General features: G+C 57.9%; 15 protein-coding genes. 9 read left to right on the top strand and 6 right to left on the bottom strand.

Translation table 11 applies throughout. The annotated features are described in order from the left end of the window. The first annotated feature begins 29 nt into the window (after positions 1 to 29). Complete coding sequence (locus ACEQWH_RS06605) at positions 30 to 797, top strand: lytic transglycosylase domain-containing protein (RefSeq protein WP_370229080.1); 768 nt, start codon at positions 30 to 32, stop codon at positions 795 to 797. Here ACEQWH_RS06605 and ACEQWH_RS06600 read toward each other — a convergent pair whose 3' ends face one another. Both ACEQWH_RS06600 and ACEQWH_RS06595 read right to left on the bottom strand, forming a co-directional pair. Further along, positions 798 to 2,171, bottom strand: a complete 1,374-nt coding sequence (locus tag ACEQWH_RS06600) for an L-serine ammonia-lyase (RefSeq protein WP_370229059.1) — start codon at positions 2,169 to 2,171, stop codon at positions 798 to 800. Positions 2,172 to 2,185: 14 nt separating this feature from the next. After that, positions 2,186 to 2,866 (bottom strand): glutathione S-transferase family protein, encoded by a 681-nt coding sequence (locus ACEQWH_RS06595; RefSeq protein WP_370229057.1) that lies wholly within the window; start codon positions 2,864 to 2,866, stop codon positions 2,186 to 2,188. 189 nt (positions 2,867 to 3,055) lie between these two features. Between ACEQWH_RS06595 and rpiA the strand changes: the two genes are divergently transcribed. The 5 genes from rpiA (at position 3,056) to ACEQWH_RS06570 (ending at position 7,506) form a co-directional block, all read left to right on the top strand. Beyond that, on the top strand, positions 3,056 to 3,844 hold the full coding sequence (gene rpiA / locus ACEQWH_RS06590; protein WP_370229055.1) for a ribose-5-phosphate isomerase RpiA: 789 nt from the start codon (positions 3,056 to 3,058) through the stop codon (positions 3,842 to 3,844). An 8-nt stretch (positions 3,845 to 3,852) separates the two neighbouring features. After that, the gene (gene gor, locus ACEQWH_RS06585) at positions 3,853 to 5,208 is read left to right on the top strand and encodes a glutathione-disulfide reductase (protein ID WP_370229054.1); all 1,356 of its coding nucleotides are present in this window, start codon (positions 3,853 to 3,855) and stop codon (positions 5,206 to 5,208) included. Between the two features lie 80 nt (positions 5,209 to 5,288). Then, the gene (hflK, locus tag ACEQWH_RS06580; RefSeq protein WP_370229053.1) at positions 5,289 to 6,434 is read left to right on the top strand and encodes an FtsH protease activity modulator HflK; all 1,146 of its coding nucleotides are present in this window, start codon (positions 5,289 to 5,291) and stop codon (positions 6,432 to 6,434) included. Further along, entirely contained in the window at positions 6,434 to 7,315 is an 882-nt protein-coding gene (hflC, locus tag ACEQWH_RS06575) for a protease modulator HflC (RefSeq protein ID WP_370229052.1), read from the top strand. The genes hflK and hflC overlap by 1 nt, the downstream gene beginning before the upstream one ends. Next, the gene (locus ACEQWH_RS06570; RefSeq protein ID WP_370229051.1) at positions 7,312 to 7,506 is read left to right on the top strand and encodes a DUF2065 family protein; all 195 of its coding nucleotides are present in this window, start codon (positions 7,312 to 7,314) and stop codon (positions 7,504 to 7,506) included. The genes hflC and ACEQWH_RS06570 overlap by 4 nt, the downstream gene beginning before the upstream one ends. 65 nt (positions 7,507 to 7,571) lie before the next feature. Here ACEQWH_RS06570 and ACEQWH_RS06565 read toward each other — a convergent pair whose 3' ends face one another. Continuing rightward, positions 7,572 to 7,883 carry a hypothetical protein gene (locus tag ACEQWH_RS06565; RefSeq protein WP_370229049.1) on the bottom strand — a complete coding sequence of 104 codons (312 nt, stop codon included), beginning with the start codon at positions 7,881 to 7,883 and terminating at the stop codon, positions 7,572 to 7,574. A 417-nt stretch (positions 7,884 to 8,300) separates the two neighbouring features. Here ACEQWH_RS06565 and ACEQWH_RS06560 point away from each other — a divergent pair, with 417 nt between their 5' ends. Next, positions 8,301 to 9,725 carry a Do family serine endopeptidase gene (locus ACEQWH_RS06560; protein WP_370229079.1) on the top strand — a complete coding sequence of 475 codons (1,425 nt, stop codon included), beginning with the start codon at positions 8,301 to 8,303 and terminating at the stop codon, positions 9,723 to 9,725. A gap of 46 nt (positions 9,726 to 9,771) precedes the next feature. Here ACEQWH_RS06560 and ACEQWH_RS06555 read toward each other — a convergent pair whose 3' ends face one another. Further along, positions 9,772 to 10,302, bottom strand: a complete 531-nt coding sequence (locus ACEQWH_RS06555; RefSeq protein WP_370229048.1) for a peptidoglycan-binding protein — start codon at positions 10,300 to 10,302, stop codon at positions 9,772 to 9,774. Positions 10,303 to 10,357: 55 nt separating this feature from the next. Beyond that, complete coding sequence (locus tag ACEQWH_RS06550; RefSeq protein ID WP_370229047.1) at positions 10,358 to 10,762, bottom strand: OB-fold nucleic acid binding domain-containing protein; 405 nt, start codon at positions 10,760 to 10,762, stop codon at positions 10,358 to 10,360. A gap of 123 nt (positions 10,763 to 10,885) precedes the next feature. Between ACEQWH_RS06550 and ACEQWH_RS06545 the strand changes: the two genes are divergently transcribed. Continuing rightward, positions 10,886 to 11,209 carry a 2Fe-2S iron-sulfur cluster-binding protein gene (locus ACEQWH_RS06545; RefSeq protein WP_370229045.1) on the top strand — a complete coding sequence of 108 codons (324 nt, stop codon included), beginning with the start codon at positions 10,886 to 10,888 and terminating at the stop codon, positions 11,207 to 11,209. Then, the gene (locus tag ACEQWH_RS06540) at positions 11,209 to 11,964 is read left to right on the top strand and encodes an FG-GAP repeat domain-containing protein (RefSeq protein ID WP_370229043.1); all 756 of its coding nucleotides are present in this window, start codon (positions 11,209 to 11,211) and stop codon (positions 11,962 to 11,964) included. The genes ACEQWH_RS06545 and ACEQWH_RS06540 overlap by 1 nt, the downstream gene beginning before the upstream one ends. A 62-nt stretch (positions 11,965 to 12,026) precedes the next feature. Here the strand turns inward: ACEQWH_RS06540 and purD are convergent, their stop codons facing one another. Continuing rightward, a complete protein-coding gene (gene purD, locus ACEQWH_RS06535) occupies positions 12,027 to 13,289 on the bottom strand; it encodes a phosphoribosylamine--glycine ligase (protein ID WP_370229042.1) in 1,263 nt (420 codons plus the stop codon). Positions 13,290 to 13,339 lie beyond the last annotated feature (50 nt).

Below are 13,339 nucleotides of genomic sequence, written 5' to 3'. Positions count from 1 at the left end.
TGGCTTTGGCGACGATTCTGGCGTGGCCAATGGGTGTTTGGGCGCAATCTGCACCCGCATTCCCAGAATTCTCGGCCAAAAGGGTCAAGCCGCCCGCGCCGGGGGCCAAAAAACGGATTACGGTGCAAATCCAATCAGCGCCCACGGTGCCCGAGCCGATCTTGCCGCAGGATGTCGTCGCACCCAAAGCGGCGCCGGTGTCTCTTTATGAATGGTTCTGGGATGCGATCGATCCGTCTACGGCAACGTCATCCGGCCCGGGGCGCGTGTCTGACGCCTTAGAAGTGCTCTCGACCCCCTCGGCGCAAGAGGCGCTCTCGCCACCACGACTGCAAACGTTGCAGGACATCGTGACGCTTTATGGGTTGGACATCATGCTCGCGACCATCGGGACGGATGTTTCGCCGGCTCTGGCGCTGGCGGTGATTTATGTGGAATCGCGCGGGCAGGCTGATGCGGTCAGCGGGGCCGGTGCGCAGGGGTTGATGCAATTGATTCCGGCAACCGCCGAGCGGTTTGATGTGTCTGACCCCTTCGATGTTAAACAAAACATCACAGGCGGGGTGCGGTATCTGGATTGGCTGATGGGAGAATTCGGCGAAGATCCGATCCTTGTCCTTGCGGCCTATAATAGTGGCGAGAACGCAGTGCGGAACAATCAGGGTGTTCCGCCGTTTGCCGAGACACGCAATTATGTGCCCAAGGTTCTGTCGGCCTTTTCTGTGGCCAAGGGCCTGTGTCTGACGCCACCGCTTTTGGCAAGCGATGGCTGTGTGTTTGCCAATCTTGGGAATTGATCAGCAGTTTGGCACGTTGACGGCGAGGCCGCCCAAAGACGTCTCTTTGTACTTTTCGTGCATGTCCTCGCCAATCTGACGCATCGTTTCAATGCAGGCATCCAGGGGCACAAAGTGATCGCCATCACCGCGCAGGGCCAGTGACGCAGCAGACACAGCTTTCACCGCGCCAAGGCCGTTGCGTTCGATGCAGGGGACTTGGACCAGCCCTTTGACCGGATCGCAGGTCATGCCCAGATGATGCTCCAGTGCAATTTCAGCGGCGTTCTCGACTTGCTCTGGTGTGCCGCCCATAACGGCGCACAGACCCGCGGCAGCCATCGCCGAGGCTGAGCCGACCTCGGCCTGACACCCGGCCTCAGCGCCCGAGATCGATGCGTTAAATTTCACCAGACCACCAATCGCGGCTGCGGTCAGCAGGAATTCGTCGATGCGGCTCTGCGTAGCGCCCGGGACGTGATCCAGCCAATAGCGCATCACAGACGGCAGCACGCCCGCGGCGCCATTGGTCGGGGCGGTGACCACTTGGCCCCCGGCCGCGTTCTCTTCGTTGACGGCCATCGCATAGGCGCTCATCCAGTCGTTGATGGTGTGTGGCGCGGTCAGGTTCATGCCGCGCTCGGCCAACAGAGCATCGTGAATAGACTTGGCGCGGCGACGCACGTTCAAGCCACCGGGCAGGGTTCCATCGTGGGTCAGCCCTCGGTCGATGCAGTCGTTCATAACCTGCCAGATGCGCGCACAGCCCTTTGCCAGATTGTCAGAGCCGCCGCGCGACACTTCGTTGCTGCGTTTCATATCGGCGATGGACTTGCCGGACCGTTCCGCCATTTGCAGCATCTCTGCGGCGGATTTGAACGGATAAGGCACAGGCGCGCCTTCGTCGGTATCTTTGCCCGAGGCCAGTTCCGCTTCGGTGACAACAAAGCCGCCGCCAATGGAATAGAAGGTCTCTTGCAGGATGACGTCGCCCTGCGTGTCGGTTGCCATAAGGATCATACCGTTGGCATGACCTTCAAGGGCTGGCCCGAAATCAAAGTGCAAATCTTCTTTGGGATTAAACGCCAGCGTGCCAAGCCCATCTGGTGACAGGGTGTGGCTTTGGTGGATCTCGCCAAGGGCAGCCTCGGCTTTTTCGTGGTCATAGGTGTCGGGCAAAAAGCCTGCCAGCCCCAGGATCGTGGCGCGGTCTGTTGCGTGGCCAACGCCTGTAAACGCAAGCGAGCCGTGCAGGCTGGCTTTGACACCAGCAAAATGGAATGGGCTTGCGCGCATAATGTCAAGAAACCGCGCGGCGGCCACCATGGGGCCCATCGTATGAGAGGACGACGGGCCGATGCCCACTTTGAACATTTCAAATACCGAGAGGAACATCAGGCAGTCTCGCTTTAGTACAAGTAGAAGTTTGCTGGATTGCTGAACGGCGTGTCGCCAAGCCCTTCGGCCTCGATCAGCGCCGCAACAGAGGCGCGACCTTCGAGCCGTTGCGCCAAAGCTTTGAGGTGTGGATAGGGATCCAGGGTGACGCGTCCATAGTCTTTGGCGGGGTAGATCTGAGACCACCTCAGCGTCGCCGCGACATATAGATCAAGAATGCTGACGGTCTCTCCGTTCAGCCAAATAGGACGGTCGGCCGCGACGCTGTCCAACAGAGTAAAGCTGTGCTGGATGTTGCGGACGGCCCCGGCGCGCAGGGCTTCTTGTGCGTCATCGGTGTATTGGTCGGGATAAAACCGCAGGTTCAAATTCGCATGCAACGTGTTGGACACATAAAACAGCCACTTCAGCGCATCGCCTCGTGCCGGGTGGTCAGCGGCTGGAAACAGCGCCTTGTGGCGATCGGCCAGCCACAAAAGGATCGCGCCTGTTTCAAACAGGATGCCATCAGGGGTTTCCAAGGCAGGTATCCGTCCGGCCGGATTGATCGCCAGATAGGCGGCTGATTTCTGCGCCGAGGTTTCTCGGTCGACCAACACGCACTCAAACTCGGCCCCCAGCTCTAAGAGGGCAAGCCGAATAATAAGGGACGCATTGTCCGGTGCATAGTGAAGGCGGTAGGTCGACGTCATAGGAGTAGTCTAGGCAGAATTCGGGAATCCAATGCGGTGGTTTGCGACGTTTCCTATCGGAAACAAGACGCGGTTTCCAGCGAATGCGGCGCTCAATTGGGGGTTGTCGTGAAATTGCACCGAAATGCCTCTCGCAAGCGAGTCCGTTTCCACCTATAACCTGTGCAACTGGTATTGATGGAGCTGCGTATGTCCACCGAACTTTCTCCGATTGATAAGGCGAAATTCGTTGCCGCCAAGAAGGCTGTTGAATTTGTCGAAGACGGAATGCGGGTTGGTTTGGGAACAGGCTCTACGGCGGCTTGGATGGTGCGATGCCTGGGTGAGCTGGTGCGCGAAGAGGGGCTGAAGATCAAAGGCGTGCCAACATCGACACGCACGGCTGAACTCGCGCGGGACGTAGGCATCGAAGTGGTGAGCCTTGATGCTGCCAAATGGCTGGATCTGACCATCGATGGCGCAGATGAGTTTGACGGGGATTTGAATCTGATCAAAGGAGGCGGCGGGGCGCTGTTGCAGGAAAAGATCGTCGCAACCGCGTCCGACCAGATGATCGTTATTGCCGACGTCGGCAAAGAGGTGGAAACGCTGGGCCAGTTTCCCCTGCCTGTCGAGGTCATTCCATTTGGCTGGCAAACAACTCAGGCGCTGATCGAAGAAACCTTGGTGTCGCTGGATGTGCTGAGCCGCAATTCGACCCTGCGGATGAATGGCGATGTGCCCTTTGTCACGGACGAGGGAAATCACGTGCTGGATCTGCATCTGAAACGCATCGGGAATGCGCAACAGACCGCGATGGTTCTGAACCAAATGCCGGGTGTCGTCGAGAATGGTCTGTTTATCGACATATGTGACAGAGTTGTGATCGGCTATGGGGATGGCAGAGTCGAAGTGCGCGACATAAATGCAGGAACGATTGAAGAAAACATGCTGGATTTCGTGGAAAGCGAAAACGTGTTTTCTGATTTGGCAGACTGAGGACCAATATGAGTTTTGATTATGATCTCTTTGTCATCGGAGGTGGCTCCGGTGGCGTTCGTGCCGCGCGCGTCGCGGCCGCTGAAGGCGCGAAAGTGGCGCTGGCAGAAGAGGACCGCTATGGCGGCACCTGTGTTATTCGGGGCTGTGTGCCCAAAAAGCTGATGGTCTTTGCCAGCGAATATTCCGGCATGGTTGAAGATGCGCAAAGCTACGGCTGGGATATCCAGCCCGGCGCGTTCAATTGGGAAAGCTTTAAGGGCAAACTGCACGCCGAACTGGACCGTCTGGAAGGCATCTATCGCAACCTGCTGAAAAACAGCGGCGTCGAAAGCTTCGATCAGCGCGCCAAACTGGCGGATGCTCATACTGTCGAGCTGGCAGATGGCACGCAGAAAACAGCAAAACATATTCTGATCGCCACGGGCGGCCGTCCGGTCTGGCCCGAGCTTCCTGGCGCCGAGCTGGGCATTTCCAGCAACGAAATCTTCCATCTGGAAAAACTGCCAGAGTCGATCCTGATTGTTGGTGGTGGATACATTGCATCCGAGTTTGCCGGCATCATGAACGGTCTGGGCGTGAAAACCACTCAGTACTATCGCGGTGCTCAGATCCTGCGCGGCTTTGACGACGAGGCACGCGGATTGGTGTCGGAGGAAATGTGTCAGCGCGGCGTTGATGTGAAGCTTGGAACCAACGTGCTAGAGATGCGACGCGAAGGCGACAAAATCTGGGTTAAGGCAACCAATGGCGACGAGCAGCTGTTTGATCAGGTGATGTTCGCAACTGGTCGTTCGCCGAACTCGGATGACCTTGGCCTTGAGGCGCTGGGCATCGAGCTGGGTCGTAAGGGCGAGATCATCGTGGATGACTACAGCCAGACCGCGGTGCCTTCTGTTTATGCGATTGGCGACGTAACAGACCGTGTGAACCTGACGCCTGTGGCCATTCGCGAAGGCATGGCATTTGTCGAGACCGTGTTCAAAGGCAACCCGACCAAGCCAGATCACGAACTGATCCCGACTGCGATCTTTACGCAGCCCGAGATGGGCACCGTTGGCCTGTCTGAAGAAGAGGCGCGCGAACAGGAAGCTATCGAAGTCTATGCGACCTCGTTCAAACCCATGCAGCAGGCCTTCGCAGGCCGCAGCGAGCGGGTTTTGATGAAGCTGATCGTCTCTCAGGCCACACGCAAAGTGCTTGGCTGTCACATCGTGGCCCCTGCCGCGGGCGAGATGATCCAGCTTGCAGGTATCGCTGTTAAGATGGGCGCGACGAAAGAAGACTTCGACCGGACGGTTGCGGTTCACCCCACCATGTCCGAGGAATTGGTGACAATGAAAGCCCCTGTGCGCACTGGATAGTGACGCACATGGGTTGATTTTCCTGACACATTGCACAGTTTAGTGTCAGGCCTTTTATGATGAGAAAGGGATAGACCTTTATGGCAGGCAATTCTGGCGGCCCCTGGGGGGGCGGCGGCAATCAAGGCGGTGGCAACCGCGGTGGCAACAATGGGAGCGGCAATAACGGCGGCGGTCGTCGCCCCGACGACAACCCACAGATCCCCGATATCGATGACCTGATGAAAAAGGGTCAGGACCAGCTGCGCGTTCTTATGGGCGGTCGCGGCGGCTCTGGTCAGTCAGGTGGATCCGGCGGCGGTGGCGATTTTCAGGGGCCAGGCCGTGGTGTGATGACCATTGGTGTGATCCTGTTGATCGGTATCTTCTGGGTTTGGAACAGCTTCTATACGGTTCGTCCGGAAGAACAGTCTGTCGAACTGTTCCTTGGCGAATACTACTCCACAGGCAATCCGGGTCTGAACTTTGCACCGTGGCCGGTTGTGACTGCCGAGGTTATCCCGGTAACCCGCGAACAGACCGAAGATATCGGTGTAGGCGCGCGTGGTTCTGATGCGGGCTTGATGCTGACTGGGGATGAAAACATCGTTGATATCGACTTCCAGGTCGTTTGGAACATCAACGATGCTCAGAAATTCCTGTTCAACCTGCGTGATGCGCAACTGTCGATCCGTGCGGTGTCTGAATCCGCTATGCGTGAGATTATCGCGCAGTCTGATCTGGCGCCGATCCTGAACCGGGATCGTGCATCCATCGCAGCGCGCCTTCAGGATCTGATCCAGTCTACATTGGACAGCTACGACTCTGGCGTGAACATCGTGCGTGTGAACTTTGACAAAGCGGACCCTCCGACACAGGTGATTGACGCATTCCGTGACGTTCAGGCCGCCGAGCAAGAACGTGACCGGACCCAGAAAGAAGCAGACGCCTATGCAAACGCCGTACTGGCGGGCGCACGGGGTGAAGCGGCGCAGGTTCTGGAAGAAGCCGAAGCCTATCGCGCTCAGGTGGTCAACCAGGCGGAAGGTGAAGCAAGCCGTTTCACAGCGGTTCTTGAAGAATACCGCAAAGCGCCAGACGTGACACGTAAGCGTCTTTACATCGAAACCTTGGAAGAGGTTCTGGGCCGCGTTGATAAGATTATCATCGACGAAGGCGCCGGTGGCGACCAGGGCGTCGTGCCGTATCTGCCTCTGAATGAACTGCGCAAAGGGAGCAATAACTAATGACTCGTTCTGTAGCTTTGCTGGCCGTTCTGGCCGTTGCCCTTCTGACCGCTCTGTCGTCGATTTTCATCGTGGATGAGCGCCAAAAAGCACTGGTTCTGCAGTTTGGTCGTGTCGTTGATGTGAAAGAAGATCCTGGTCTGGCGTTCAAACTGCCGATCATCCAAGAGGTTGTTTACTATGACGACCGTATCCTGAGCCGCGACCTTGATCCGATCGAGGTCACGCCACTGGATGACCGTCGTCTCGTCGTAGACGCGTTTGCGCGCTACCGTATTGCGGACGTCAACCAGTTCCGTCAGGCGACGGGTGCGGCGGGCGATCAGGCGATTGCGGTCGCCGGACGTCGACTGGACTCGATCCTGCGGTCTCAAACACGTGAGATTCTGGGTTCTGTGTCCTCAAACGACATCCTCAGCTCTGACCGGGCTGCCCTGATGCTGCGGATCCGCAATGGCGCGATCCGGGACGCAGAAGCGCTGGGTCTTGAGGTGATCGACGTGCGTCTGAAACGCACCGACCTGCCGCGCGAAAACCTGGATGCGACTTTTGCGCGGATGCGTGCGGAACGTGAGCGTGAGGCAACTGACGAACGTGCACGTGGTCAAGAGGCGGCGCAGCGTATTCGCGCGCAAGCGGATCGTACTGTGGTCGAACTGACCTCGGATGCGCGCCGTGATGCTGAAATCATCCGCGGTGAAGCGGATGCGCAGCGGAACGCGATCTTTGCGAATGCCTATGGCGCAGACGCCGAGTTCTTCCAGTTCTATCGCTCACTCGCGGCTTATCGCGCGTCTTTGCTGGAAGGCAACTCGACCATGGTGATCTCGCCTGACAGCGAGTTCTTCAACTATCTCAAGTCTGACCTTGGGGCCCAATGATCGAAACGATCCTCTTGGCCCTCGGGCTTGTCTTAATTCTGGAGGGGCTGGTCTATGCGCTGGCCCCTTCGCTTATTGAAGAGCTGCTTAAGGCGCTTCAAAGTCTGTCCCTTGGTCAAAGGCGACAGATTGGGCTGCTGGTACTGGCTCTTGGGGGCGTGCTGGTGGTGATGGCCCACCAATTCGGTTAGGGCACACAGGCGCCAGAATGGCCGCCGCAAAAAACTGTCTGGGACAGTTTCGGTGAAAGTCGCGGCTATGCTGTGTTGCTGCGATAGCTTGGGAATTCAAGAACCACCGCGTCTTCGGGTTCGTTCACATCCGCATTCAGATTTGCCGCAACAGACAAAAGCTGCTCTGCCGTGTCGTCCAGCCCGTCATGTTTTGCCTGAGCCGCTGTCAGCCGGATGACATGTGACAACGTGATTTTGGACTCTGGGTCGCCATTTCCAAGATAATCTTGAGTCGCGCTGCGGGCTAACACCATATGGGCTTCCAGTATGGAATGGTGGCAATACTGCGAGACTTGAATAAACTCGTCCAGTTTCTTCATATACCAATCGAACATCAAAAAGAGCCTTTCAAAAAGGTCTGCCGCGTGACTCTCCTTGCTGGGTGCACGGGCGGTGTGACTCATATCCAGTGACAGGTGACGCGCACCAAGTCCTGGGTCTCAAGTTCTGGGGGTAACTGATGTGATCTGGCGAAATTGGGCTCGATCACGTATTCGTAAGTTTACATGTATTCATTCATAGATGTTTCTTAGGTACGATCAAGAGTGAACTTGCCAGTTCAATTTTAAAGTTACAATTTTGCTCACGTGCAGTTGAAGGAAGGTGGGCAAAGTTGTGCAGCAATTAATTTGTCCTATGTTACCTTTATCATGTCGCGTTTCGGGGACACGGCATTCTGGAGCAGAAATCCAAAAGGAGATTTTTAGGTGAAACCAATCGCTGTTTCCGCACCCGTTCAAAGCATCGGCCAGATGCGCGCGCTTTGGCTCTCGGCCTTGGCGTTGATGTTCATTCTGGCACAAACGCTGGTGGCTCAAGCCCGCCCCGACAGTTTTGCCGACCTCGTCGAAGAGGTCAGCCCGGCCGTTGTTAACATTTCTACCTCGACCGTGGTGGCCAGCCGGTCTGGCCCACAGGGCGTTGTGCCCGAGGGCAGCCCGTTTGAGGATTTCTTCCGCGAGTTTCAAGACCGCCAGGGCCAGGGCGATCAAAACCGCCCCCGTCGTAGCGCGGCACTGGGCGCGGGTTTCGTGATCTCTGAGGACGGTTTTGTTGTCACCAACAACCACGTCATCGAAGGCGCGGACGAAATCCTGGTCGAGTTTTTCTCTGGCGAGGAACTCCCGGCCACTGTGATCGGCACCGACCCAAATACAGACATTGCGCTGTTGAAAGTCGAAAGCGAGACCCCGCTTGGGTTCGTGACCTTTGGTGACAGTGACGTTGCCCGCGTTGGCGACTGGGTTATGGCCGTAGGCAACCCGCTTGGTCAGGGTTTCTCCGTGTCTGCCGGTATCATTTCGGCGCGCAACCGGGCTTTGTCGGGATCTTATGACGACTTCATCCAGACGGATGCTGCGATCAACCGCGGTAACTCGGGTGGCCCTTTGTTCAACATGGACGGTGACGTCATTGGCGTGAACACTGCGATCCTGTCGCCAAACGGTGGCTCGATCGGCATCGGCTTCTCGATGGCCTCCAACGTGGTCAGCAATGTTGTCGACCAGCTGCAAGAATTCGGTGAAACCCGCCGCGGCTGGCTGGGCGTGCGCATTCAGGACGTGACCGAAGACATGATCGGCGCGGTCGAAGGCCTCGAGACAGCGGCCGGTGCCATGGTCACGGACGTGCCTGATGGCCCTGCAAAAGACGCAGGCATCGAAGCGGGCGACGTGATCCTGACCTTTGATGGCGCCGATGTGGATGATGTCCGCGGCCTTGTGCGCACCGTTGGCAACACTGCGGTCGGCAAAGCTGTGCGTGTGATCGTGCTGCGTGGCGGCAAGACACAGACGCTTCTGGTGACGCTTGGCCGTCGCGAAGAAGCCGAGGCAGCGGTTCCTGCAGCGCAACCTGTGACCCCTGAAGAGCCAACCGAAAAAGACATGCTTGGCCTGACAGTGACACCTCTGACAGAAGAGCTGCGCACAGAACTGGGTCTGGGCGAGAATGCCGAAGGTCTGGTGATCACCAATGTGGATGAGCTGTCCAAAGCCTATGAAAAAGGTATGCGGGCCGGTGATGTCATCACCGAAGCCAGCCAGCAGAAAGTGTCCACTGTGTCTGATTTGGACGCACGGATCGCCGAGGCCAAAGAAGCAGGCCGCAAGTCGATCCTGTTGCTGGTGCGTCGTGGCGGTGAACCCCGCTTTGTGGCGCTGGGTCTGGACGAATAATCAGGTCTTTACGGATCACGAAAGGCGCCCCAATCGGGCGCCTTTTTTATGCGGGGTCGCGCCCGATGGAAATCAGCCCCAATTGCCGGCCTGTCTCAAGGGACAAAAGACCCGAATCCAAACCGTTGGCCGACTGATATCTGCGAATGCCTGCGCGCGTGCGCGCATCCATCTGCCCGGTCACCGGCCCGCGATACGCCCCACGCACTTTCAGCGCACGCTGCACCGAGGCGATGAAGTCCGGTGTCAGATCTTCGGGGCAGGGGGTTTCAAACCAGGTTTCACGTCGAGGCGTCACGATCCTTTGCTGTGTCTCGGTACGATATATCGCAGGCGTCAGGACGGTGCCATCGCCCATCAGTTCGGCGGGCTGAATAAGGATCTGTTGCTGTACCGTCTCAATGACAGCAGGCCGGATCGATTTCCCCCAACAGCTTCCAGGGCGCGCGCCCGGTGGGCCTGGCTGATGTTCCAAAACCACTTCCGGCTCGTTGAGGCCTGCGAAATCCGGCACGACTTCGGCACAGCCCAATAGGGCCGTGGTCAATGTGCCAATCAGGAATGGCCGAAACCTCATCTGCTCGCCTTCGCGGTTTTTCTCGTTTTACCGCGTTTTAAGCTTTGCCTAAAGCCTATTGTACAGGCGTCTCGACATCCGCTTTCCAGGTGAGTCCCGGCTGCACCAGCTGATCAAGCATCGGCGAGATGTCTTCAATACGGTCTGCAATCACATGGGTGACATTGTTTTCACGCTGAATGCGGCCCGTGATGCGCAGCAGCCGCCCCGCAATCACCGCCCGGCGAAACACCTCATAAATCTTGCGCCAGACCACAATGTTCACCACGCCGGTCTCATCCTCAAGCGTCAGGAAAATCACGCCATTGGCGGTTCCCGGTCGCTGCCTGAGGATCACCAGCCCAGCCACGGTGACCAGCGCGCCCTGCGGCGGCAGAACAAGCTGGCGCGCCATAATCGCTGAAGGCGGGCGGGGCCAGTCCGTATCTGGCAAGACGGGGTGCGCTGGGGGATATGTCATAAGAACAAATGTAGAACAAATTCACGCTGTCGCAAGCGTGACAGGAAACTGACGAAAACGGACTGGCATATGAGGGCCGCGCGCACTAACTACGAAAGGGAATCGCAAGGGAATACACGAACAATGGCAAAAATCACTTATGTCGAATTCGGCGGTACCGAGCACGTTGTAGAGGTCGCAACCGGCCTGACCGTGATGGAAGGCGCACGCGACAACAACATTCCAGGTATCGAAGCAGACTGCGGCGGCGCATGCGCCTGCTCGACCTGCCACGTCTATGTGGACGAAGCCTGGGCAGACAAGCTGCCTGCTATGGACGACATGGAAGAAGACATGCTGGACTTTGCCTTTGAGCCAAAGCCAGGCCAGTCTCGTTTGACCTGCCAGCTGAAAGTCAGCGATGACCTGGATGGTCTCAAGGTCTTTATGCCTGAAAAGCAAATCTGATGCCGGCACAAGCGCGGCGTCAACCCAAAGTGGCGTGGCACGCTTTTGCGCGCCGCGCATGGCAGATGGCGCGCCTGTGGCCTCTGGCCCTTGTGGCCAGCCTGTCCGTGGCTCAGGCCGAGGTGATCTCGGCCCGCTATGCGGACCCAACCGACAGATACGCCCATGGTGTTCTTGGCGATGCCATCGAATGGGGCACGCTCGAGCTGCGGATTAAAAACAAACCCCGCCTGCGCATTATCCTGCCAGAAACCCGGGTGTTTGAAGATCTTGAACCGCGCCTGTTTGACGTAGATCTGGACGGCGACCTTGAGGTCATCGTGATCGAAAGCAACGCGACACAAGGGGCGCGGCTGGCGATCTATGACGAAAATGGCTTTGTGGCGGCCAACCCCTATATCGGCACGCGCAACCGGTGGCTGGCTCCCGTCGGGGCTGCGGATCTGGATGGGGACGGCAAGGTTGAAATCGCCTATATCGACCGCCCGCATTTGGCCAAAACGCTGCGCATCTGGCGGTTTGAAAACGGCGCACTGAGCGAAGTCGCGCAAAAAGCCGGTCTGACCAACCATCGCATCGGTCAGGATTTCATCTCAAGCGGTATCCGCGACTGCGGTGCGGGCCCGGAAATGGTCACCGCCGATGCCAACTGGCGCTCTGTTGTCATCTCGCGTTTTGACGGGCGCACGATCCAAAGCCAGGCCGCAGACGGCTTTTCCCAATCCGCGCTGGCGGATGTTCTCGCCTGTAAATAAGGCTTTTTCTCTTGCCGGAAATATCCCGGGGAGCGCGAGGGGCTGGCCCCTCGCGGGTGCTTCTAGAGCGCGCGCCAGCCAATGTCGTTGCGATAAAAGCCGCCGGGCCAATCCACATCCGCAACCATCTTATAGGCCCGGTCCCGCGCGTCTTGCAGTGTTGCCCCACGTGCGGTCACGTTCAACACCCGACCCCCTGATGCCAGAACAGCCCCGCCATTTGCGGTTGTTCCCGCATGAAACACAAAGTTCTTGCTGTCAGAGGGCAATGTATCCAGCCCTTTGATCTCGGATCCTTTTTCATAAGATCCGGGGTATCCGTTGGCGGCCATAACCACGGTCATCGCATGATCGTCGGCCCAGTTGACCTTCGCCTCAGACAGCCTGTTTTCGGCCACCGCCTGCATCAGGTCCAAGGCCTGCGCCCCAAGGCGCATCATCAGAACCTGGCACTCTGGGTCCCCAAAGCGCACGTTATATTCCACCAGACGTGGCACGCCGTCTTTGATCATTAGACCCGCATAAAGCACACCCTGATACGGCATGCCGCGCTCGGCCATGACTCGCATCGTAGGCTTGACGATCTCTTCCATCGCCCGCGCTTCGATCTCGGCCGAGAGCACCGGCGCCGGAGAATATGCGCCCATGCCGCCTGTGTTCAGACCGGTGTCGCCTTCGCCGACCCGCTTGTGGTCCTGTGCGGTGCCGATCGACAGCACATCTTGCCCGTCAACCAGAACAAAAAGCGAGGCTTCCTCGCCCTCCATGAACTCTTCGATCACGACTTCAGCGCCAGCGCCACCAAATGCGCCGCCAAACATGTCATCGACCGCGTCCAATGCGGTGTCTTCGTCCATCGCAACGATCACGCCCTTGCCTGCGGCCAGACCGTCGGCCTTGACCACAATCGGTGCGCCGGTTTCGCGGATATGGGCTTTGGCGGCTTCGGCGTCGGTGAAATGGCCATAGCCTGCTGTCGGAGCGTCCGCGGCCACGCAGATTTCTTTGGTAAAGCTTTTCGAGCTTTCCAGACGTGCGGCGGCCTCAGAAGGACCAAAAGTCAGAAAGCCTGCGTCACGCAAGCGGTCGGCAACACCCAGCGCCAGAGGGGCTTCGGGCCCGACGATGACAAAGTCGATCGCGTTTTCGCTGGCAAAGTCGACAACCTCTGCCCCATTCTCGATATCCAGTGAGGCGCATTCGGCGATTTTGGCGATGCCTGCATTCCCCGGTGCCACGATCAGGCGATCACATTTCGGGTTTTGCTTCACTGCCCACGCCAATGCGTGCTCGCGGCCACCGCTGCCGAGAATGAGAATGTTCATGGGGAGTCCTTTATTGATCGCTGAACGTCTTGGCCTTCGTTGACGCGCGT

Origin of the sequence: Cognatishimia sp. (assembly GCF_964229375.1) — a bacterium.
Taxonomy (GTDB): Bacteria; Pseudomonadota; Alphaproteobacteria; order Rhodobacterales; family Rhodobacteraceae; genus Cognatishimia.
This window is presented reverse-complemented; position numbering and strand designations above follow the sequence as displayed.

Coding starts and splice junctions, on each gene's coding strand:
- ACEQWH_RS06570 (WP_370229051.1), top strand. CDS start 7,312: ATGATCGAAACGATCCTCTTGGCCCTCGGGCTTGTCTTAATTCTGGAG.
- hflK (WP_370229053.1), top strand. CDS start 5,289: ATGGCAGGCAATTCTGGCGGCCCCTGGGGGGGCGGCGGCAATCAAGGC.
- gor (WP_370229054.1), top strand. CDS start 3,853: ATGAGTTTTGATTATGATCTCTTTGTCATCGGAGGTGGCTCCGGTGGC.
- ACEQWH_RS06545 (WP_370229045.1), top strand. CDS start 10,886: ATGGCAAAAATCACTTATGTCGAATTCGGCGGTACCGAGCACGTTGTA.
- ACEQWH_RS06595 (WP_370229057.1), bottom strand. CDS start 2,866: ATGACGTCGACCTACCGCCTTCACTATGCACCGGACAATGCGTCCCTT.
- ACEQWH_RS06540 (WP_370229043.1), top strand. CDS start 11,209: ATGCCGGCACAAGCGCGGCGTCAACCCAAAGTGGCGTGGCACGCTTTT.
- ACEQWH_RS06560 (WP_370229079.1), top strand. CDS start 8,301: ATGCGCGCGCTTTGGCTCTCGGCCTTGGCGTTGATGTTCATTCTGGCA.
- hflC (WP_370229052.1), top strand. CDS start 6,434: ATGACTCGTTCTGTAGCTTTGCTGGCCGTTCTGGCCGTTGCCCTTCTG.
- ACEQWH_RS06555 (WP_370229048.1), bottom strand. CDS start 10,302: ATGAGGTTTCGGCCATTCCTGATTGGCACATTGACCACGGCCCTATTG.
- ACEQWH_RS06605 (WP_370229080.1), top strand. CDS start 30: ATGGGTGTTTGGGCGCAATCTGCACCCGCATTCCCAGAATTCTCGGCC.
- ACEQWH_RS06565 (WP_370229049.1), bottom strand. CDS start 7,883: ATGTTCGATTGGTATATGAAGAAACTGGACGAGTTTATTCAAGTCTCG.
- purD (WP_370229042.1), bottom strand. CDS start 13,289: ATGAACATTCTCATTCTCGGCAGCGGTGGCCGCGAGCACGCATTGGCG.
- ACEQWH_RS06600 (WP_370229059.1), bottom strand. CDS start 2,171: ATGTTCCTCTCGGTATTTGAAATGTTCAAAGTGGGCATCGGCCCGTCG.
- rpiA (WP_370229055.1), top strand. CDS start 3,056: ATGTCCACCGAACTTTCTCCGATTGATAAGGCGAAATTCGTTGCCGCC.
- ACEQWH_RS06550 (WP_370229047.1), bottom strand. CDS start 10,762: ATGACATATCCCCCAGCGCACCCCGTCTTGCCAGATACGGACTGGCCC.